We start from the raw sequence: 18,947 nt of genomic DNA on the forward strand, positions 1-18,947 counted from the left end.
CAACCTAAAATAGCTTTAGAGGCGGTTAGCCTCAATGACTGAACGGGCACAAGAACCTAAGGTCGGCACTCACACTAATGCTCACCACAATAGCAATACAGTGCTGTCGGTGACAGATCTTAGCTGGCAGCTCAACGGTAGCGCTATTTTATCGGCCATCGAATTTAGTCTTGCTGAAGGTAAGATGCTGGGCATTATCGGCCCTAACGGCGCGGGCAAATCGAGTCTACTGCGTTGCTTATACCGTTTCATTCAACCCACGACGGGTAGCATTTATCTATTTGGTGACGAGATTAACACCTTGTCAGCCAAGGCTTTTGCTAGGCAGATAGCGGTCGTTCTGCAAGATACGCCGCATCACTTCGAAATGACCACCGCTCAGCTTATCGCCCTTGGATTAACCCCCCATAAAGGAGCGTTCGATTTTTCCAGTCGTGGTGACCGTGAAGTAATCACTAAGGCACTTGCTACGGTCGGTCTGCAAGATAAAGCAAATCAAGCTTATGAGAGTCTGTCTGGCGGCGAGAAACAACGTGCGCTTATTGCCCGCGCAATAGTGCAGCGACCTAAGCTACTTATTCTCGATGAACCAACTAATCATTTGGATATTCGCTATCAGATCCAAACTCTAGAGTTACTGCGAAGCCTTAAAATTACGGTTATCACCTCCATTCACGACCTAAACCTCGCCAGCGCCCTATGCGATGAGTTACTGCTGTTAAACAATGGCCGTAGCGTGGCGAAAGGCTCACCTAAAGTAGTGTTGACCGAACAACGTATCGCAGAGGTGTTTGATGTGTGCTGTGAGGTTAAGCCCCACCCACAACATGGTAACCCGCTTATCTGTTATTTCTATGGTTATCAAAATCATGACTACCAAAATAATGGCAACCAAAGTCATGACGTCCAAGAGAGTGTCGAACATCAAGCTGCTGAAGCACAAGAGCTAGGAGGCATTGATGACTCAAGCGATTAACCAAGCAAATGGTTTTGGTTACGCGCGTCGGCCAGTTGAGTACTTACTGTATGGCTTGCTGGCATGTTTAACCTTACTCACGCCATTTGCGGCGACTAGCTTTGGCGCTGCAACGATAAGTATTGCCGATGTATTTAGCGTTCTTAGTCATAAAATATTAAATGTAGGCGAGTCGCTTGGGGTGCGTGAGCGGATCATTTGGGAGCTGCGGTTACCACGAGTGTTATTGGCCTTTATCGCAGGGGCTGGGCTGTCGATAGCCGGTAGCGTGCTGCAAACAGTGACCCGTAACCCGCTGGCGGATCCTTATCTGTTTGGGATCTCATCTGGGGCATCTTTTGGCGCGGTAGTGGCATTAACCCTCTTTAGTCAAAGTATGCTCTGGCTCAGCCTGCCCGTAGGGGCCTTTATCGGTGCCAGCTTGTCGGTGGTGATGGTACTTAGTCTGTGCGGGCGTAACTTGAGCACTCAGGTCGAACGTATGTTGCTCTCAGGTGTGGCAATTTCGTTTATGTTTGGCGCCATGGCGAGTCTGATGCTGTATTTCTCTAGCCCACAAGCTGCGGCTTCAGTGCTGTTTTGGACCTTAGGCAGTTTTGCCAAAGCCAGTTGGCAAGGTCTGTGGTTGCCTGCCGGTATCGTCCTTTTATCGACCCTGATTATTTTACTTAATAAGCGCCAAATTGTAGCCATGCGTGCAGGCGATGAAACTGCGCATACACTCGGAATTAATGTGAGCCGCTTAAGGCTAAATATGCTGTTATTGTGCTCGCTTATTACCGCGATTTTAGTGGCAAATTGTGGCGGCATTGGCTTTATCGGCTTAATGGTGCCCCATACGGTGCGTTTACTGTTTCCGGGGCGTTACCCATTGCTGTTAACTGCGCTGGTGGGCGGGCTATTTATGGTTTGGGTCGATGTATTAGCCCGAACATTATTGAGTTATCAAGAGTTGCCAGTGGGGATTATAACCTCGGTGATGGGCAGTATTTTCTTTCTATTTATTTTAGGCAATCGCAGCGGTAAACGTATTTAGCGAGCCAGATTTAAACCATATTACGTGGCAACGTGGAGCCAGAGATGTTTGATATAAAAGCAATAAATACAGAGTTCGATGAACAGATCCAGCACAAAATAGACACTAAAACTAAGCCTTTAGGCGCGCTGGGGGACCTAGAGTCACTGGCTCTGAAAATAGCCCAAGTGTTAGGTAAAGATAAACCACAGATCAACAACCCAAAGATGATGGTATTTGCTGCCGATCATGGCATTGCAGAATCTGGTGTGTCTATTGCCCCGAGTGAAGTGACCACCCAGATGGTGACCAATTTTATTAATGGTGGGGCAGCCATTAACGTGTTTACCCGCCAGGTGGGTTTTGACTTGGAAGTGATCGATTGTGGGATCTTAAAGCCGATTGAAAACTTAGAAGGGGTGATAGACCAACGCTTAGGTTCGGGTACAGGTCCTATCCATAAACGCGCTGCCATGACTTTAGGTGCGGTGAAGCAAGGCTTCAAGATGGCGACAACGCGAGTGGAGATGCATCATCAAAACGGCTGTAACTTAATCGCCTTAGGCGAGATGGGGATCGGCAATACTTCGTCAGCTGCGGCAATCATGTCAGCTTTAACCGGATGTAAGGTGGAAGATTGTGTCGGCCGCGGTACAGGTATCGATGCGGCGACCTTCAAGCGTAAGAAGATGCTCGTTGAGCAAGCGCTACTTGTGCATCATAGCGAACTTGACGACCCTATGCAGGTTCTGGCCTGTGTTGGTGGCTTTGAGATAGTACAAATGACAGGCGCTATGCTAGCAGCTGCAGAGCGTAACATGCTCATCATTGTCGATGGTTTTATAGCCAGTGCAGCAGCGTTGGCGGCAGTGAAGATTAATCCAAATGTACGTGGTTATATGATTTTCGCTCATCAGTCAGATGAGAAAGGACACATGTTGATGCTGGAGTTCTTGCAAGCCAAACCATTATTAAAGCTGGGTATGAAGCTAGGTGAAGGCACGGGCGCAGCACTGGCGTTACCTCTTATTCAGGCCGCGGTGAATTTCTATAACGAAATGGCCAGTTTCGAAGATGCTGGAATAGAGATTTAGTTTGACAAAGAAGGGCCTAGGTCCTAGGAAAAGAAAAGCCAGGTACTAGGGCATTACGGCTAGAGTTTTTGTTGAACCTAGAACCTGAAATCGGAGATTTACATGAAAGCTTGGCAACAACAGCTCAATCTTTTCTTTATCGCAATGGGATTCTTTACTCGAATTCCTATGCCGAAATGGATTGAGGTAGATGCAGATAAACTGAATAAAGCCAGCCGCTATTTTGGTCTCGTTGGTTTGCTAGTGGGGGCGATTAGTGCACTGGTTTATAGCCTAATGCTGTATTGGGTCTCGCCTTCTATCGCCATTGTAGTGGCGATGATCACTAGCGTGCTGGTCACTGGTGGCTTTCATGAAGACGGCCTTGCCGATACCGCCGATGGCCTCGGTGGCGGCTGGACAGTTGAAGCCAAACTTAACATCATGAAGGACTCGCGTCTTGGCAGTTATGGCGCATTAGCACTGGTGCTAGCCTTGCTGCTGAAATGGCAACTACTGACAGAGCTGGCGTTATTTGATCCGAGCTCTGTTAGCTTGGCGTTAATCGTGGGGCATTGTCTAAGTCGTGTAGTGGCTGCGAGTTTTATTTTCTCCGAGCCATACGTTAGTGACTCAGATACCAGTAAGAGTAAGCCATTAGCTCAAGAGCAGAGCATTAATGAATTATCTATCTTGCTGGCAACAGGCGTTTTGGCGCTACTGTTAGTGGGGGTAATGCAAGCCCTAATCTTAACCCTTGGGCTTATCATAGTGCGCTACGGTTTTGTTAGGTTATTTAGAAAGCAGATAGGTGGTTATACCGGCGATACACTTGGCGCTGCGCAGCAAGGCTCAGAGCTAACCTGTTATCTGCTATTACTGGTTTTAGGAGTCAGCTGGTGATCCATCTGGTTTTAGGCGGTGCCCGCAGTGGTAAAAGCAGCTATGCAGAATCACAAGTTCTGCAATGTGTGAGTGCTACGGGAGCGGCAGCAGAGTCCGCTAAATCTTGCTGGTATTTTGCCACAGCCCAAGCATTAGATAGCGAGATGCAACAACGCATTTTACACCATCAAGCTCAGCGCCAAATTGACGCAATTGCTTGGCAAACCATAGAGTGTCCTCTCGAGCTAACTCACGCCTTACAAAGCCATGCGACCGACGACAGCGTGATCCTAGTCGACTGCTTAACTTTGTGGCTTAGCAATCAACTTTTTTGCGAGAATAATGACTGGCAGCAAGTTAAAAGCGATTTTTTACAGGCCTTAGCAAAGCTTCCTGGTACTGTGATTTTGGTGAGTAATGAAGTGGGATGCGGCATCGTGCCCATGGGAGAAATTAGCCGCCGCTTTGTTGATGAAGCGGGCTGGCTGCACCAAGATATTGCAGCAATTGCAGATAAAGTTACCTTAGTGACAGCTGGCTTGCCTCTGCACTTAAAAGGCTAGGAGAGCGTTAAAGTGTCAGAGAAAGTGGCAGTGAAAAATAACAATAAAGCCAAAACAGAATGCAAAGTACTAATGGTACAAGGCACTACATCCGATGCAGGCAAGAGCACTTTAGTTGCTGGCCTATGTCGCCTGTTTGTTAGACAAGGGCAAAAAGTCGCACCTTTTAAACCGCAGAATATGGCGCTTAATAGCGCTGTCACCATAGACGGTGGCGAGATAGGCCGCGCGCAGGCACTGCAAGCCGTTGCTTGTAAACTAGAGCCGCAAATTGATTTTAATCCAATCTTATTAAAGCCTAGTTCTGACACTGGCTCGCAGGTCATCGTACACGGCAAAGCCTTGATGAAAATGGAAGCTGAAGACTACTTTGGTAAAAATGCCAATGGTTATCGGGTTAAGGCCATGGCGGCGGTAAAAGAGTCGTATCAGCGCTTAACGAGCGATTACGACATGCTGCTGGTGGAAGGTGCGGGTAGCCCTGCAGAAATTAATCTGCGTGAAGGCGATATTGCTAATATGGGTTTCGCCGAAGAGGTGGATTGCCCAGTCATTATCATCGCCGATATTGATAAAGGCGGTGTATTCGCCCACTTAGTCGGTACGCTTGCACTATTGAGTGAAACAGAACAAGCACGCGTAAAAGGCTTTGTGATTAACCGTTTTCGTGGCGATATTAACCTGTTGCAAGATGGTTTAGACTGGCTAGAAAATTATACTAACAAACCTGTGCTTGGAGTATTACCTTATCTACATGATCTGCACCTCGATGCTGAAGATGCATTAATTGCCGCACCAGAAAAAGACGGTGATACTAAGCTTAAAGTCTTAGTGCTAGTGCTGCCGCGTATTAGTAATCATACTGACTTTGATCCCTTAAGGCTTAACCCGCAGATCGATTTTAATTATGTGTCGTTGCAAACCCTTGCCAAAACTCAGGCGCAGGATCTATCAGCTAATAAGCAATCATCATTGCCTGTAGCCGATTTAATTATTATTCCTGGCAGCAAAAATGTCCGCGCCGATCTTGAGTTTATCCGTCAGCAAGGTTGGGATATTGCAATAGATAAACACCTACGCTATGGCGGTAAGGTGTTAGGGATCTGCGGTGGTTACCAAATGCTAGGGCAAGCGATCGACGATCCTAGCGGGATCGAAGATATCGCAGGCAGCAGCGAAGGCCTAGGGCTTTTGCCGCTGGTTACCCAGTTAACGGACAACAAAATACTGCAACAAGTCGAGGGGCATTTAACTTTGCTCGGTGAAACGGTAGCCGTTGAAGGTTATGAGATCCACTGCGGCCGCTCACGTTCGTTAATGCCACTCACCCAGCCATTAAACTTAAGCATTAAAGGCGAAGTACAAGCTGATCTCAAGCCATCATCCCAACAGCTGCAGTCATCTGAGCTAAACCGCGCAGCTGAAGCTTTGGGCCAAGCTGAAGGGATGCTCTCTAGTGATGGCCAAATTATGGGGACTTATTTACACGGCGTGTTTGATTCGCCAGAGGCTTGTCGGTTAATCCTTAAATGGGCTGGTATTGAGCAAGCTGAGGCCGTGGATGTTAACCAAGTACGTGAGCAACAATTGGAACGATTGGCTGATGTATTAGAGCAGCATCTCGATCTTGAACGATTAGAACAGATCTGGGCTTCTCGTTAACGTTAGGAGGAGCCTTTAAGACATTTTGTCGTTTTTAAAGCTAAAAATGTATTTATAAGGTGTAAGTAAGTAAAAATGGCTCAATGCTGTAAAAGTCGGCTTTTTGTAGAAAAGTTAAACGCTAGCTGTATGCTAACTAAACGATTTAAATATGATGTGCGGACGTCATAATCTAAGTTGTTCAAACCCTCGCCAAAACTGGGTTGGCTAGGGTTTTGAGTGAGCTTTAAAAGAGGTGTTTTAACTGGGCGGTAAGCATGGTTTTTACCGAAATGTAGTTGAGCGTTTTTTGAGTGTTTTACAAATTAAATGGGTGTTTAAGGGATAAAATAGGGACGTAATATGACGGATAATAAATCAATAGAGGCTGCGAAAGCTGAACGCCATAAAGCACGCCAACAAAGGATCAAAGAAGGCGTAGATGCCAAGATCGCACGTGCTCAAGAAGAGAAAGGGATCCTTTTAGTATTAACCGGTAACGGTAAAGGCAAATCCACCTCAGGTTTTGGTACCGTAGTACGCGCCGTCGGTCATGGTAAAAAAGCGGCTGTTGTGCAGTTTATTAAGGGCAACTGGGACTGTGGTGAGCGCACCTTACTAGAAGGCGCAGGTGTTGAGTTCCATGTAATGGGCACAGGCTTTACTTGGGAAACCCAAGACAGAGAAAAAGATACCGCTGCCGCAGTAAAAGCCTGGGAAGCCACTGAGAAGTTACTGCAAGATGAAAGCATCGATTTAGTGATGCTCGATGAGCTGACCTATATGGTGAGTTACCACTATCTAGAAGTGGAGCGAGTTATTGAGGCGCTGAAGAATCGCCCGCCAATGCAGCATGTGATAGTAACGGGTAGAGCCTGTCACCGAGCGATTGTGGAGCTTGCTGATACAGTGAGTGAGGTACAGCCAATCAAGCATGCATTTGATAACGGAATCAAAGCCCAACCCGGCTTCGATTACTAAATTTCTTCCTGCTAGCTTCTGTAGCGTTATTGTCTGCGCTTTCTCACCCAATCACATACTACTCGTATGCTCATGGGCTGAGAAAGCTTGACGGCTTAGCTACAAAAGCGATCAGTTTGAAATTGCTTCTTCGCATTAATTGTTGTGGCGTTATTGTCGGTGCAGCTTGATTAGTCTACAGCTGACCCAATCAACTCGCTCTTAAAAAGAGTCGTATGCTCAGGTGCTGGCTGTTTTTGAGAAAGCTTGACGGCTTAGCTACAAAAGCGATCAGTTTGAAATTGCTTCTTCGCATTCTTTGTTGTGGTGTTATTGTCGCTGGCGGGTTGAATTTAGATAATAGTTCACTCCATCAACCGGCTCTTAGAAAGAGTCGTATGTTTAAGGGCAGGCTGTTTCTGAGAGTACTTGACGGCTTAGCCTGTGAAATATCCATTAGGGGGAGCGTTTGCTAGGGGGAGCCTTATTTATTCAGTTGATGTTATAGCAGGACGCAGTCCGCTCTAGCCGCGAAGCGTTCTCGCAGTGAGCTTGCGAACGCTCTAGGACATTTTTGGATCATGCCGAACTTAAAGCAAAAAGGATTTTAATGAACAGAGTTACCAGATTATTTGTGTTGCTGACGGCTTGCGCTTTAGCATCAGCTTTTGCGCATGCTGATATCGCAACGCCAGCTAAACGGATCGTTGCATTGTCGCCACATTCGGTGGAGATGCTGTATGCCATTGGTGCGGGGGAGTCGATTGTGGCAACCACAGATCATGCCGATTTTCCGAAGGCCGCACTTGCCATCCCGCGTATTGGTGGTTATCACGGTGTGCAAGTTGAGCGCATACTTGAGCTAGAACCTGACCTTGTGGTGGTATGGGGCAGTGGTAATAAAGCCGAAGATATAACTCGTATCAAAGAGCTAGGTTTTACGGTATTTGATAGTAACCCAAGCACTCTTGATGAGGTCGCCGATGAACTTGTCTCTCTTGGCGCGTTAACTGGCCATCAAGACCAAGCGGAAAAAGTTGCAGCTGAATATCGTCAGCAGCTTAAACAGTTGCGTAGCGATAACGCTGCTAAATCTGGGGTGCATGTCTTCTATCAGCTTTGGTCTACCCCGCTAATGACGGTCGCTAAAAATAGCTGGATCCAGCAGATTATTGCAGTTTGTCACGGCGATAATGTGTTTGTTGATGCTGCTAACGATTACCCACAAGTCAGCCTAGAAACCGTAGTACTAAAGCAACCAGAGGTGATCCTACAAAGTCAGGATGAAGGTAACATCATCGGAATTAAATGGAGTGAATGGCCAGAAATTCCAGCGGTTAAAAACCAGCATATTTATCAGTTAAATGCTGACTTACTTCACCGCGCTGCTCCACGAGCCCTGCTTGGGGTAGAAGCTTTATGTGAAGCATTAGATAAGGCGCGTTAAAAATTATCTACTCCACAAGCCTGTCCGGCTCTGGTGCAGGCTTGCGGCAGGTACTCAACCTATCCCGGAGTCTTATTTTTGATATGATCAATATCCCCCGCGCTATTAAAGTCACGCTACATCGTCATTTGTGACGTTGGTCACATTCGCATTTATTCTTGAGTTCTACCATAACTGTCTCTCGCGGTTTATATCACTGGCTTAACCTTATACGCCTAGAGTAAAAATCTATTAACTCTTGGTAAGCATTAGATTAAACCAATAAATATTGACTTACAGCTAGTCATATCTTCATTGATGACCAATACTTGAGCTTGTATCGCCAATTCAAATGGTTGGATCTGTTTTTGATAAACAATCTAAAAATGAATTGAACACTCAGGCTTAGCTGCTAATCAATCAGCTAACTCTTAAGGATATAATATGGAAAACCCAGTAAATAGCATGCTAACGAAAGGCTGGAAATGGTTTGTGATGGTCGGTGTGGTTGTGACCCTTGCCGGGATTTTAGCTATTAGCCTACCGGTTGCGGTAGGAGTGACTATCACCACCATTATTGGCGGGATTTTTCTAGTGATTGGTCTGGTGCAGGTCTACCACACCTTGAGTATACCTAAATGGAAAGCTAAGTCTTGGTATGTCATTAGTGCTTTGTTCTATCTTATTGGCGGTATTTTTATCTTAGCCGAGCCCTATGTCGGCTTATTAACCATCACTGTGATGATGATAATGATTATGCTGTTTAACGGGGTGACTCGGATGTTCTTTGGTTTTATCAGTCGTAAGAACTTAGATGGTTGGCTTTTGATTGTATTCAGTGGTTTATTATCGACAGCCATTGCGGTTTATTTTTTCAGCCTGATGAAAGACCCTGAGTTTTCACTGTCTATTTTGGGGGTTTTCGTTGGAGTTTCTTTTGTATTTGAAGGCTTAAGTTTTATCTTTATCGGCATGCAGATGAAAAAGGTCGTGCCTAAATAACCCCAGCGAGCCTTATTTATCTGGTGTGAGCTAGTCGCTACTTTGCCTAGGACTTCGGTCCTAGGGGCTGTTGCGTAACTAGTGACGGGGTCAATGCCGACCATATGAAGCTTCTTGCTGTTGTTTTCCCAACTTTCGCATCTTATGGCTAAGCGTCTTTGATTGTATGCTTTCCTAAAACCCGCATTACTTAGCCAGAACCTAGCACCCATAACCCAGAAACTAGAACCTAGGTTTAAAATCCTGTAGTGTTTACTGCCCTCATTTCAGCTAAAACTAATAACAATAACAATAACAATAACAAAGGGATCTCACTATGACTACGCTACTCATCTGCCTATTTATCGCCATGTTACTCCCCTATGCTGCCAAAGGTCCGGTTGCGATGGCTATGGCTAAATTAGGCGGTTATGACAACAATCATCCACGGGAGCAGCAGTCAAAACTAACAGGCTTTGGTGCTCGTGCAGTCGCGGCTCATCAAAACGCTTTTGAATCTCTGCTTATTTTTGGGCTTTCAATATTGGCTGTGATTGCAACAGATAAAGTTAACGGCATTACCGAAACTGCAGCTGTGGTGCATGTGCTAGCCCGCATAGCCTATCAACTACTGTACTTAATGGATAAAGGCACACTGAGGTCTCTGTCTTGGTTTGTGGCGATATTCGCCTCATTTACCGTGTTTTGGCAGGCGGTTTAAGGGAAGGTTCTAGGTTCTAGGAAAAGCAAAGAAAGGTACTAGCTAAGAAGAACCTAGGAAAAGCAGGTTCTAGGAAGAGCGAAGACGGTAAGAGCCGGACAGCCTGCGGCCTAGGGAACGTGACATTGTCACTACGGATCGCTGCGCTTACGGAAAAGCAAAGAAAGGTACAATCTAAGAAGGAAGGGCAAAGAAAGGTTCTAGGAAAAAGCAAAGACGGAAAAGCGTTTTTGATCTTACTTTGTAGGTCGGCTTTAGCCCGTCATGCTTTTCCTAGTAGGGCGCAGCCCGCTCTCGAAGCGAAGCGCCCTAGAATCTAGGTCCTTCTTTGCTTTATTCTGTGATAGAACTTATCGCTTCATTTCTGGGTATTCGAACTCATGACACTGGTTACAGTACACTTTGCTTTCTTTGTGCTCGATATGGCAGTAAGTACAAGGTAAGTCGGTACCGTAATGTAGGCTGTCGTGTGGATTAGGTTCAACGTCGTGGCCTGCATCTGCAGGGCGCTTAGTTAGCTCTGCAACATCTTCCACGCTGCCGTGACAGCTTTCACATACACTTGCTTCAGGGATGGTTTTACGCTTTGCATCACCGTGACAGGCGCTACATTCAACTTTACCGTTATCACCCGTCATTATCTCTTGGTGATAATCTTTAATTTTCATTGCGTTCGCATTTGGGATGGCCATCAACATTAGCATGCAGATAGTCGAAAATACTTTTAACATTTTTAATCCTTCTTGGGCGTAGCGCCCGATAACTTGTATAACATCTCGCTTAAATCGCTTCTTTTACTGCGGCACCATTGCTGCTTATTCGGCGTTACCAAACGTTGTGGTATTGGTAACGCCGAGCAAGAGTGTTTCGCTAGTAGTACTAACTTTTAGTACCTATTTTTAGTACCTATATTTTAGTACTGGGCGATAAATGCTTTTGATGCCTTAATATCTGGTGTAAATGGACGGTCGATTTCAACAAATGGCACTTGCTTGCGGAACGCTTGGTACATGGCTTTTGTTGCTTCGCCTTGCTTAAGGTTTTCGTTAGCTAGTTTGCGCAAATCGATTGCTTGAGTTGAGTGCATTAGCTCAAGACCGTACATAACGTTAGTGTTATCAACGATTTGAATTAGTCTTTCTGACGCAAGTTTTAGGTTAGTGAAGGTATCTTCAATGTTACCGGCAATCGCAATACCGTCGAACGATACTGGGTTAGCCAAGGCTTTGTTACGTACTTGCATATCTACAAATGTCTTTTGGATTGCACCAAAAGCATGGCCGTTGTTACCAGGTGCGCTTAAGAAGCGTGGTAGACGGGTAAAGTGGTCATCTGACAAGTGAATAGTACGCATAGCACTGTTGTGTGATACGTGAGTCAGTGCGATGGCTAGCTGCTGTACAGCAAGTGCAACAGGTAGTGGCTCAAAGTTAGTTGTTGGGAATACACCGCCTTTACCTTCAACTAAGTATTTAGAAACTTGAGAGTTATTACCGTAATCAATGCCTGCACCTACGATAACGCCTGGGTTATCGTCAGAGTGGTTGATTTGGATATCAATCACTTGGTCAAGATCGGCAAGTGCCTTGTAAGCGCTAGCAAAAGTGTAAGCCGTAGTACGGTAGCTTAGCGGATCTTGCAGTGGACGCTCAGCGTTGGCATCCCATAAGTAGCTACCTGTTAAGTCGTTACGAATTTCGCTAGTGGCTTCTTTTAAGAATGGGAACGGACGGATGTCGTTAGTTTGTGGCAAGAATGGCGAAACGTTACCGTTTAGACCTTCAAGGCTTAAGCTAAATACCGTTGGCGATACATCTAGAAGGTGCTTCGCATCGCGGTAGCCTTGCATTGCATACGCTACGCCAACAGAGTTGTTTGATAAAATAGACAGCGCATCTTTACCTACAGGTTCAAGCGCTTTAATGCCGGCTTTTTTCATTGCTAGCGCGCTGTTCATGCGCTCGCCTTTGTAGATCACATCCCACTCACCGATCATCGCTAGGCCTACGTGCGATGAAAGTAAGATATCGGCTTCACCAACAGTGCCCTTAGACGGGATAAGTGGTGAAATGTCGTTGTTTAAATAAGCTTGGTATAGCTCAGCAACATATGGCTGAACGCCAGTGTGACCAGACAAAATCGTGTTTAAACGTACAGCTAATGCAACGCGAGTTAAGTTAACTGGCATCGCTTCGCCAACACCCGCACTGTGAGCGCGTAGTGTGCTGTAGTTAAAAGACTTAGATGCCTTCATTACTTCAGGGCTAAGTTCGCCGTTGGCATCAAATAGTTTGTGGTCTTTGTTTAAGCCCACGCCTACAGTTAGGCCGTATACTGGTTTGCCTAAACGTGCCGCTTCCATGAGTAGCTCGTAAGACTTAACTAGTGCAGTTGCTGACTGGGCTGCAATTTTTACTTTAGCGCCTTCAGCGATTTCCCAGGCTTGGTCTTGTGTAAGGCTTTTGCCGTCTAGTACTACAGTGTCGGCAGCCATTGCTTGGCCAGCTGTAAGCGCTAATGCGAGTGTCGTTAACGCAACATTTTTAGTTGTTTTCATATTCATCATTCCCATAATTTTTTAAATTTAGTAGCGACTTATTAAGCAAGTTTTAAGGTTACTGCTTGGCTTTCAGCGCAGTGACGGCCAGCATTACGGCCAGTTACAACACCTTCGGCTACAGCACATGCGCCTAGGCGGCTTGCACCGTGAATACCGCCAGTTGCTTCACCAGCTGCGTATAGTCCTGGAATTGGTTTGTTGGTCACTAGGTGTAGTACTTCTGATGCGGTGTTTACTTTTACGCCGCCCATGCAGTAGTGCACTTTTGGCCACATGCGTACGCCATACCAAGGGCCTTTATCGAGTAACATGGCCTTCTGCATTGGGCGACCAAATTCAGTGTCGTTGCCGTTAGTCACAGATTCATTCCAGCGAGCAACCTGATCTTTAAGCGCCTTTGCTGGCATGTTGTAGATTTTTGCTAGCTCTTCTAGAGTGTCTGCTTTTTTAATTACGTTGTATTTCAGACCCCAATCTAATGTTTGCGCGTCTTTGGCGCCTTCAGCATTAGTAAAGCCGATTGGGTAAACTGGGTTACCTTCAGCGTCGCGGCGAGTCATGATGGCATCGGCGCGAGCTTTACGGTCAGCAAGTTCGTTAAAGAAACGCTCGCCGGTGCGCACATCAACTACGATACCGCTTGGGTAAGTGGCAATGGTGTTGAACTGAGATGCAGTACCAAAGCCTTTTTCATCAGGTGATGCCCAAGGGCCTAATTGGATTTGATCTAAGTGAATTGGGTTCGCGCCTAGTAGCATCATTTGCTTTAGGGCTTCAGATGTTGCACCTGCATGGTTAGTTGAATCTAACTGATTGGTGTATTCAGGCTGCTGCATTTGGCGGTATTCAATATCGTTACCAAAGCCACCCGTTGCCATAATGATGCCTTTGCGGGCACCAATTTTAACCATTTTGCCCGTACGCTCTTTCGGGAAGTAATAACCTTGGCGGACATCGATACCGATAACGCGGCCATTTTCATCTTTAATGAAACCTTCAAGTTTGGCTTGGTTGCGCATGTCGATGCCATTCTTTTTGGCAACCTTGATCAGTGGGCGGATAATACCAGCGCCAGAGCTTTGAACCGTTTGCAGTACGCGTGGAATAGAGTGACCACCAAAGTGCTGTACAAAAGGCTTCCACTCAACGCCGCGCTCGATAAGCCAGTCGCAAGACTCTGAAGTACCGTTACACACAAGTTTGAGCATTTCGACATCGTTCATACCGCGGCCAGACTCAAGCATGTCTGCAACCATCACATCTACAGAGTCTTCAATACCTTCTTTCTTTTGCAAAGGCGAACCAGCAACAGCCATCGCACCGCCGTTAATGGTTGAGTTACCACCAAATACAGGCATTTTGTCGATGATCATAACGCTAGAGCCATTTTCTCTAGCTTGTAGCGCAGCAGACATACCGGCAAAACCACTACCTACAACGATTACATCAACAACTTCATCAAATTTTGCATCAGCTTGCGGTACGCACGCTGCATTTGCAGATAAGGCTACAGTGCTACCTAATCCAGCAACAGCCATGGCCGCGCCACCTTTAAGTAGTTGGCGTCGGCTAGGACTCACCAGTTGTTTATCGTTCATCAATCTGTTTCCCTATGTATATTCTTAATTATGTTGCTGAGCCATTAAGGCTCTATTTCAATACAGATGATGTTGCAGTGACTGTGCCAACTACCTAATTCGCGGTATAAAGCCAATGATTTATGAAGGGGATCGTAAAATCGTGATATATCATGATTTGCTGTCATGATATTTCGTGGTCATCTCGACATATCAATAATGAAAAAGGGCGTTTAGTAAGCTTAAAAATTATTGGGCACTTATTACGTAACAAAATACGAGCAATTAACTTTAAAGCGAAAACCATTTATTCGATATAAGCTGGGGTGATAGTGGTTATTATTGGCTATGTTAGCTAATTAGTTTGGTGAGTGGTAGAGAGAAAGTGCTGGTATAAATAAAATAATTGTAGGAATAGTTTGGTATATACTGAATTAGCCAGAGTTGCTCTATTATTTAATCTATTCTTATCGGTCGATTAAAAACCAGGTTTATAACGTTATAGGAAAATAGACGTAGGTGTTAAACTGTAGGGATATTATAGTTATAAATAAGGAGTGTAATTGACGCAAACCTGCATCAGGCCTAGTTAGTAAAGCTATAGTTAGTTAGTAAAGCTATAGTCAGTAAAGCTATAGCTAAACAGTTGGTTGCTGGTTGTGTCGTTGGGGAGGTAGCTCTGCTAGCTCTTAAGGTTAGCCGCGTATTGGCTTTGGTTTTATGCTTGAATTATCACATGTCGAGGTGAATATCATAAGCCTCTCACATATTTAATCTGTTCGGATAATAGCTCACATAAAAGAGCTTATTTTTATATGCTTCACATATTTTATCGCTTTGGTGAATTACTCACATATTCCGTTTAAGTTGTAAATAAGTCTCGTCATTTAAACTGACTGTTATATTAATTCTATTTGTTTACTCGGTTGATAGTGTGGTGTTGTCCACGCTTTTATATTTTTAAGTTCAAAACACTTCCTGTTTTTGGTTATTTATGAACAGGAACACAGAATCACGAAATACAATGATTTACCATCACGAAACTTCGTGGCTAACCCGAGATATCAATGAAGGAACAATTTTATTATCAGGCGACTCACTGTCTGTGCAGCAGTTTGTCACTCGAAGTCGCTCTACAAAGTTACTACGAATTTGTTAAGCAATACCTGCCTATTGATGGTATTTTCCTCAATATCTACCGTCCAGAACATGGCGACATTCAGTTTTTGTCACATGTTAATGAGCAGCAATCCGTCGCACTGGATAAACAGGTCAAGATCTCGCCGGAGATGGAAGCCGTGTTGCAGCAAAATGATCGACCGGTGATCCGCATCATTAACGATATAGGCCTAGACCCGGTGACAGGGTTTGTTGCACCGCAGTTGATCCCTGAAATCGCATCAGTTGTGTTGCTGCGTATGGTTAGCAGTGATACCCATCTCGGTGTTGTCGGGTTTTATTCAAAAACACCTGGGCAATTTAAACCCTTGCATGCGGATCTCATTGAGCCCCATAAAGACACATTATCTTTAATTACCGCCTTCAATCTACGGGGGCGTAACTTGCTTAGAGCTAACCAAGCATTGAGCCTAGAAAATGACAGTCTTAAGCGGGCGATGTTTTGTCCTGATGGTGTTGTGGGAGCCGAAGGTGGCTTGAAGAAGGTGATGGTTCAGGTTGATGCGATTGCTGCTTTGAATACCAGCGTATTAATGCAGGGGGAAACCGGTTGCGGTAAAGAAGTGATCGCCAACGCGATCCACGCAAAATCCAATCGCGCCGGTAAGCCTTTTATTAAAGTGAATTGCGGTGCCATTCCTGAAACACTCATAGACTCGGAGTTATTTGGTTATGAGAAAGGAGCATTTACAGGCGCCGAGACTCGTAAAGCGGGTTACTTTGAGCAAGCTAATGGCGGTACCATCTTTTTAGACGAGATTGGTGAGCTGCCACTCTCCGCGCAAGTGCGCTTATTACGGGTGTTGCAAAATAGCTCGATCACCCGAGTGGGAGGCTATGAAAATGTCGATTTGGATATTCGAGTCATCGCCGCAACTCATAGAAACCTACAGGCCATGGTTCATGATAAAACCTTTAGAGAAGATCTTTGGTATCGATTAGCTGTTTTTCCTATCGATATTCCAGCGCTTCGCCAGCGCCGCAGTGACATTCCACTATTAGTGCAACATTTTATAGAAATGTTAGCCGCAAAGTTTAATCTAGAAAAATTACCTAGAGTGATGCCAGAGCAATTGAGTCTCTTAAATAATTATGGCTGGCCGGGTAATGTTCGTGAGCTGATTAATGTACTTGAGCGAGCTATCATTCAAAAGCCTAGGGGGCCATTAACCTTTGATTTGTTGCAGGCACAAACCGATGAAGAGGTCACTACACAAGCTGGACAAACTATTATCGTTGATCCCAGCCACGCCAGTGACAAGTTAGTGCCACTTGAAACCATGATAAGCAAATACATCAGCCATGCGATGCGCATTACCGGCGGAAAACTTTATGGGCCTGGAGGTGCAGCAGAGCTGCTAGATATCAACCCTAACACCCTAAAGAGTAAGATGAAAAAACTGGGTTTGTGCTAAACCAGAGCCCTAGGGCGATTTAACATCAAAATTAACTAGGCAATAAAAAACACTTCCGAGGAAGTGTTTTTTTTTGGTTTTCTAAAGAGGTTCTCGAAAATAGTGGGAGCTAATAAAACGAGACAATAATGACTCAATCTATCCCTGATTGAGTCGAACACTGGAGTTAGTTCTCAGTGCTTGGTCAAAACAAATCAGCTATAACTAGAAGAAGTAGCGAATGCCCACGGCATAGCTATTGTCCTGGAGATTTTCAAAGCTCTTATCGTCCATCTCGCTAAAGTCGATTTTAGCTTCAGCAAACATCACAGTGTCCTTGCTATAACGGTAGTGCAGGCCTAACACCGCAAATTGACGCGTCCAGTCACCTTGGATTGTTGTTGATGCATCGGTATCAAGATCTTGGTAAGACAGTAAGAAGGTCGGCACAAAGCCGTTTTCATACTGGTAAGCAATTAGGAATTCGCCACCAGTCGAGTCATATAGCTCGCCTGCCACTAACTCGTTTTGCTTACTCTTATGGGCGTTGAAACCCACATAGAAACCATCGGCATCGCGGTTAGGGGCATATTGATAGAAAGAACCATACTGTGCGCCAACACCGATGATCTCGTTAGTATCATCGACGCTTTCACCAGCCAGTTCGCCAGTAAAGTCACCACGGTTAATACCCGCAAGCACCTTAAACTTGTCGGTGAAATGATAGGTTAAGCTCGCGCCATAACTAGTATCAAACTCAACGTGTGAACCGTCATCTAACGCGATGCCATCTTTGTCATAAAGCGCCACATCACCATTTTGCTTAGCTGCATATTGAAGTGCGATGCTCAAGTTACCAAAAGAGTTACGGTAAACAAAGGCAGAATCGGCACGACCGGCACCTGTTAGGCCGCCGTCACCAAAGGTGTAAGCACCTACAGAGTATCCGGTATAGACGTTGAGTACGTCGGTGGTGTATGCCACATCATAGTACACGCCCCACTGCTTACCAAAAGTTAAGCTACCCCATTTATCATTAGCTAAGCCTACGTAACCTAAACGATTGAATAAGAAGTCAGAGTTTTTCTCTGCACCTAGCTGACCGCCTGAGTAACTTAGCGAGTCGTCGCTAGTCACCATATTAATGCCCCATTCGGTATGAGCGTAACTGCGCCAACCGTTCTTCTCTTGACGATCGAAGCGAAAGCCCACTCGTGAGAAGTTGTCGACGACTGCGGTGTCATGAGTGTCATTAATGGCAGCAAAGCCTAACCAACCCATCATATTTATGCTGTTAGTTTGGTCATTGTAGATCTCTACGGCTTGTGCTGAACCCGCCATCAAAAGTGACGGAATTAAAAGCGCCAGCAGTTTCTTATTCATATCATTTTCCCTATTTTTTTATTTTGTTAAAGCTAATCAATATTGGTTTTTACCAATTACGCCTAACAGAGCAGCTACTGTGCCAAGGGGGGAAATACGGGGTTTAAGCATAAGAAATTGGAGCAAGATCCTCGAACCACGAAATATCGTTAAATGGGATCATTAAATATCGTGTTAAAAGTGAAATGTCGTTGTTAAAAGGTTAAAAGAAGGCGCTAGGTTCTAGGAAAAGCAGGTCCTAGGAATGGCAAACTGCAAAGACGGTTAAAGCTGAGATAGGAAAAGCCGGAAAAGTATTGGCCGTTGTAGGTCGGGCTTTAGCCCGTCAAAGAGTTAGGTATTTGGAAAAGCAGACCTTAGAGCCTAGAAAGGTAAAGCGGAAAGAATACAGCTTTTTGCTTGGGTTTTGTTTTGAGCTTTTGCTTTTCCTAGCAGGGCGCTGCCCGTCCTCGAAGCGAAGCGCCCTAGGTTCTAGGGCCTATGTTTTAAAGCAAAGACGGTTAAAGCAAAGACGGGTAAAGCTGAGATCGGAAAAGCCGGAAAAGTATTGGCTGTTGTAGGTCGGGCTTTAGTCCGTCGTTTTTTTGATTTTCCTAGCAGGGCGAAGCCCGTC

General features: G+C 45.3%; 15 protein-coding genes. 11 read left to right on the plus strand and 4 right to left on the minus strand.

All coding sequences use genetic code 11. The annotated features are described in order from the left end of the window. The first annotated feature begins 34 nt into the window (after positions 1 to 34). The 10 genes from K5Q73_RS00125 to K5Q73_RS00170 all read left to right on the plus strand — a co-directional run bounded on the left by K5Q73_RS00125 (position 35) and on the right by K5Q73_RS00170 (position 10,241). Positions 35 to 976: an ABC transporter ATP-binding protein gene (locus tag K5Q73_RS00125; protein WP_220758742.1), complete on the plus strand. Its 942-nt coding sequence runs from the start codon at positions 35 to 37 to the stop codon at positions 974 to 976. Then, positions 960 to 2,012: an iron ABC transporter permease gene (locus tag K5Q73_RS00130; RefSeq protein WP_259650661.1), complete on the plus strand. Its 1,053-nt coding sequence runs from the start codon at positions 960 to 962 to the stop codon at positions 2,010 to 2,012. Before K5Q73_RS00125 ends, K5Q73_RS00130 begins: the two co-directional genes overlap by 17 nt. Before the next feature lie 44 nt (positions 2,013 to 2,056). Continuing rightward, on the plus strand, positions 2,057 to 3,085 hold the full coding sequence (gene cobT, locus K5Q73_RS00135; protein ID WP_220758741.1) for a nicotinate-nucleotide--dimethylbenzimidazole phosphoribosyltransferase: 1,029 nt from the start codon (positions 2,057 to 2,059) through the stop codon (positions 3,083 to 3,085). Between the two features lie 102 nt (positions 3,086 to 3,187). After that, positions 3,188 to 3,967, plus strand: a complete 780-nt coding sequence (locus tag K5Q73_RS00140) for an adenosylcobinamide-GDP ribazoletransferase (protein WP_220758740.1) — start codon at positions 3,188 to 3,190, stop codon at positions 3,965 to 3,967. Beyond that, positions 3,964 to 4,512 carry a bifunctional adenosylcobinamide kinase/adenosylcobinamide-phosphate guanylyltransferase gene (gene cobU / locus K5Q73_RS00145; protein WP_220758739.1) on the plus strand — a complete coding sequence of 183 codons (549 nt, stop codon included), beginning with the start codon at positions 3,964 to 3,966 and terminating at the stop codon, positions 4,510 to 4,512. Before K5Q73_RS00140 ends, cobU begins: the two co-directional genes overlap by 4 nt. A 72-nt stretch (positions 4,513 to 4,584) precedes the next feature. Beyond that, positions 4,585 to 6,174 carry a cobyric acid synthase gene (locus tag K5Q73_RS00150; protein WP_220758932.1) on the plus strand — a complete coding sequence of 530 codons (1,590 nt, stop codon included), beginning with the start codon at positions 4,585 to 4,587 and terminating at the stop codon, positions 6,172 to 6,174. A gap of 342 nt (positions 6,175 to 6,516) precedes the next feature. Beyond that, complete coding sequence (cobO, locus tag K5Q73_RS00155) at positions 6,517 to 7,134, plus strand: cob(I)yrinic acid a,c-diamide adenosyltransferase (protein ID WP_220758738.1); 618 nt, start codon at positions 6,517 to 6,519, stop codon at positions 7,132 to 7,134. A 589-nt stretch (positions 7,135 to 7,723) separates the two neighbouring features. Beyond that, positions 7,724 to 8,560, plus strand: a complete 837-nt coding sequence (locus K5Q73_RS00160; protein ID WP_220758737.1) for a cobalamin-binding protein — start codon at positions 7,724 to 7,726, stop codon at positions 8,558 to 8,560. Between the two features lie 423 nt (positions 8,561 to 8,983). Continuing rightward, positions 8,984 to 9,541 carry an HdeD family acid-resistance protein gene (locus K5Q73_RS00165; RefSeq protein ID WP_220758736.1) on the plus strand — a complete coding sequence of 186 codons (558 nt, stop codon included), beginning with the start codon at positions 8,984 to 8,986 and terminating at the stop codon, positions 9,539 to 9,541. 316 nt (positions 9,542 to 9,857) lie between these two features. Beyond that, positions 9,858 to 10,241, plus strand: a complete 384-nt coding sequence (locus K5Q73_RS00170; protein ID WP_220758735.1) for an MAPEG family protein — start codon at positions 9,858 to 9,860, stop codon at positions 10,239 to 10,241. A gap of 350 nt (positions 10,242 to 10,591) precedes the next feature. Here K5Q73_RS00170 and K5Q73_RS00175 read toward each other — a convergent pair whose 3' ends face one another. From K5Q73_RS00175 to K5Q73_RS00185, 3 genes are all read right to left on the minus strand, one after another. Next, positions 10,592 to 10,972, minus strand: a complete 381-nt coding sequence (locus tag K5Q73_RS00175) for a cytochrome c3 family protein (protein ID WP_220758734.1) — start codon at positions 10,970 to 10,972, stop codon at positions 10,592 to 10,594. Between the two features lie 182 nt (positions 10,973 to 11,154). Beyond that, positions 11,155 to 12,804, minus strand: coding sequence for a histidine ammonia-lyase (gene hutH, locus K5Q73_RS00180; protein WP_220758931.1), 1,650 nt, complete (start codon positions 12,802 to 12,804; stop codon positions 11,155 to 11,157). A 35-nt stretch (positions 12,805 to 12,839) separates the two neighbouring features. Continuing rightward, positions 12,840 to 14,399, minus strand: coding sequence for a flavocytochrome c (locus K5Q73_RS00185; protein ID WP_220758733.1), 1,560 nt, complete (start codon positions 14,397 to 14,399; stop codon positions 12,840 to 12,842). 1,046 nt (positions 14,400 to 15,445) lie between these two features. Between K5Q73_RS00185 and K5Q73_RS00190 the strand changes: the two genes are divergently transcribed. After that, positions 15,446 to 16,972, plus strand: a complete 1,527-nt coding sequence (locus K5Q73_RS00190; RefSeq protein WP_220758732.1) for a sigma-54-dependent Fis family transcriptional regulator — start codon at positions 15,446 to 15,448, stop codon at positions 16,970 to 16,972. Positions 16,973 to 17,176: 204 nt separating this feature from the next. On the opposite strand, the gene K5Q73_RS00195 is transcribed toward K5Q73_RS00190, so the two are convergent. After that, positions 17,177 to 18,334 carry a porin gene (locus K5Q73_RS00195; RefSeq protein ID WP_220758731.1) on the minus strand — a complete coding sequence of 386 codons (1,158 nt, stop codon included), beginning with the start codon at positions 18,332 to 18,334 and terminating at the stop codon, positions 17,177 to 17,179. Between the last annotated feature and the right edge of the window lie 613 nt (positions 18,335 to 18,947).

The organism is Shewanella sp. MBTL60-112-B2, assembly GCF_019655055.1.
In the GTDB taxonomy this organism is placed as follows: Bacteria; Pseudomonadota; Gammaproteobacteria; order Enterobacterales; family Shewanellaceae; genus Shewanella.

What these genes read in the sequence shown, in the direction of transcription:
- K5Q73_RS00130 (WP_259650661.1), top strand. Translation starts at nt 960, where the DNA reads ATGACTCAAGCGATTAACCAAGCAAATGGTTTTGGTTACGCGCGTCGG.
- K5Q73_RS00140 (WP_220758740.1), top strand. Translation starts at nt 3,188, where the DNA reads ATGAAAGCTTGGCAACAACAGCTCAATCTTTTCTTTATCGCAATGGGA.
- cobO (WP_220758738.1), top strand. Translation starts at nt 6,517, where the DNA reads ATGACGGATAATAAATCAATAGAGGCTGCGAAAGCTGAACGCCATAAA.
- hutH (WP_220758931.1), bottom strand. Translation starts at nt 12,804, where the DNA reads ATGAATATGAAAACAACTAAAAATGTTGCGTTAACGACACTCGCATTA.
- K5Q73_RS00150 (WP_220758932.1), top strand. Translation starts at nt 4,585, where the DNA reads ATGGTACAAGGCACTACATCCGATGCAGGCAAGAGCACTTTAGTTGCT.
- K5Q73_RS00195 (WP_220758731.1), bottom strand. Translation starts at nt 18,334, where the DNA reads ATGAATAAGAAACTGCTGGCGCTTTTAATTCCGTCACTTTTGATGGCG.
- cobT (WP_220758741.1), top strand. Translation starts at nt 2,057, where the DNA reads ATGTTTGATATAAAAGCAATAAATACAGAGTTCGATGAACAGATCCAG.
- K5Q73_RS00190 (WP_220758732.1), top strand. Translation starts at nt 15,446, where the DNA reads ATGAAGGAACAATTTTATTATCAGGCGACTCACTGTCTGTGCAGCAGT.
- K5Q73_RS00175 (WP_220758734.1), bottom strand. Translation starts at nt 10,972, where the DNA reads ATGTTAAAAGTATTTTCGACTATCTGCATGCTAATGTTGATGGCCATC.
- K5Q73_RS00160 (WP_220758737.1), top strand. Translation starts at nt 7,724, where the DNA reads ATGAACAGAGTTACCAGATTATTTGTGTTGCTGACGGCTTGCGCTTTA.
- K5Q73_RS00125 (WP_220758742.1), top strand. Translation starts at nt 35, where the DNA reads ATGACTGAACGGGCACAAGAACCTAAGGTCGGCACTCACACTAATGCT.
- K5Q73_RS00165 (WP_220758736.1), top strand. Translation starts at nt 8,984, where the DNA reads ATGGAAAACCCAGTAAATAGCATGCTAACGAAAGGCTGGAAATGGTTT.
- K5Q73_RS00185 (WP_220758733.1), bottom strand. Translation starts at nt 14,399, where the DNA reads ATGAACGATAAACAACTGGTGAGTCCTAGCCGACGCCAACTACTTAAA.
- K5Q73_RS00170 (WP_220758735.1), top strand. Translation starts at nt 9,858, where the DNA reads ATGACTACGCTACTCATCTGCCTATTTATCGCCATGTTACTCCCCTAT.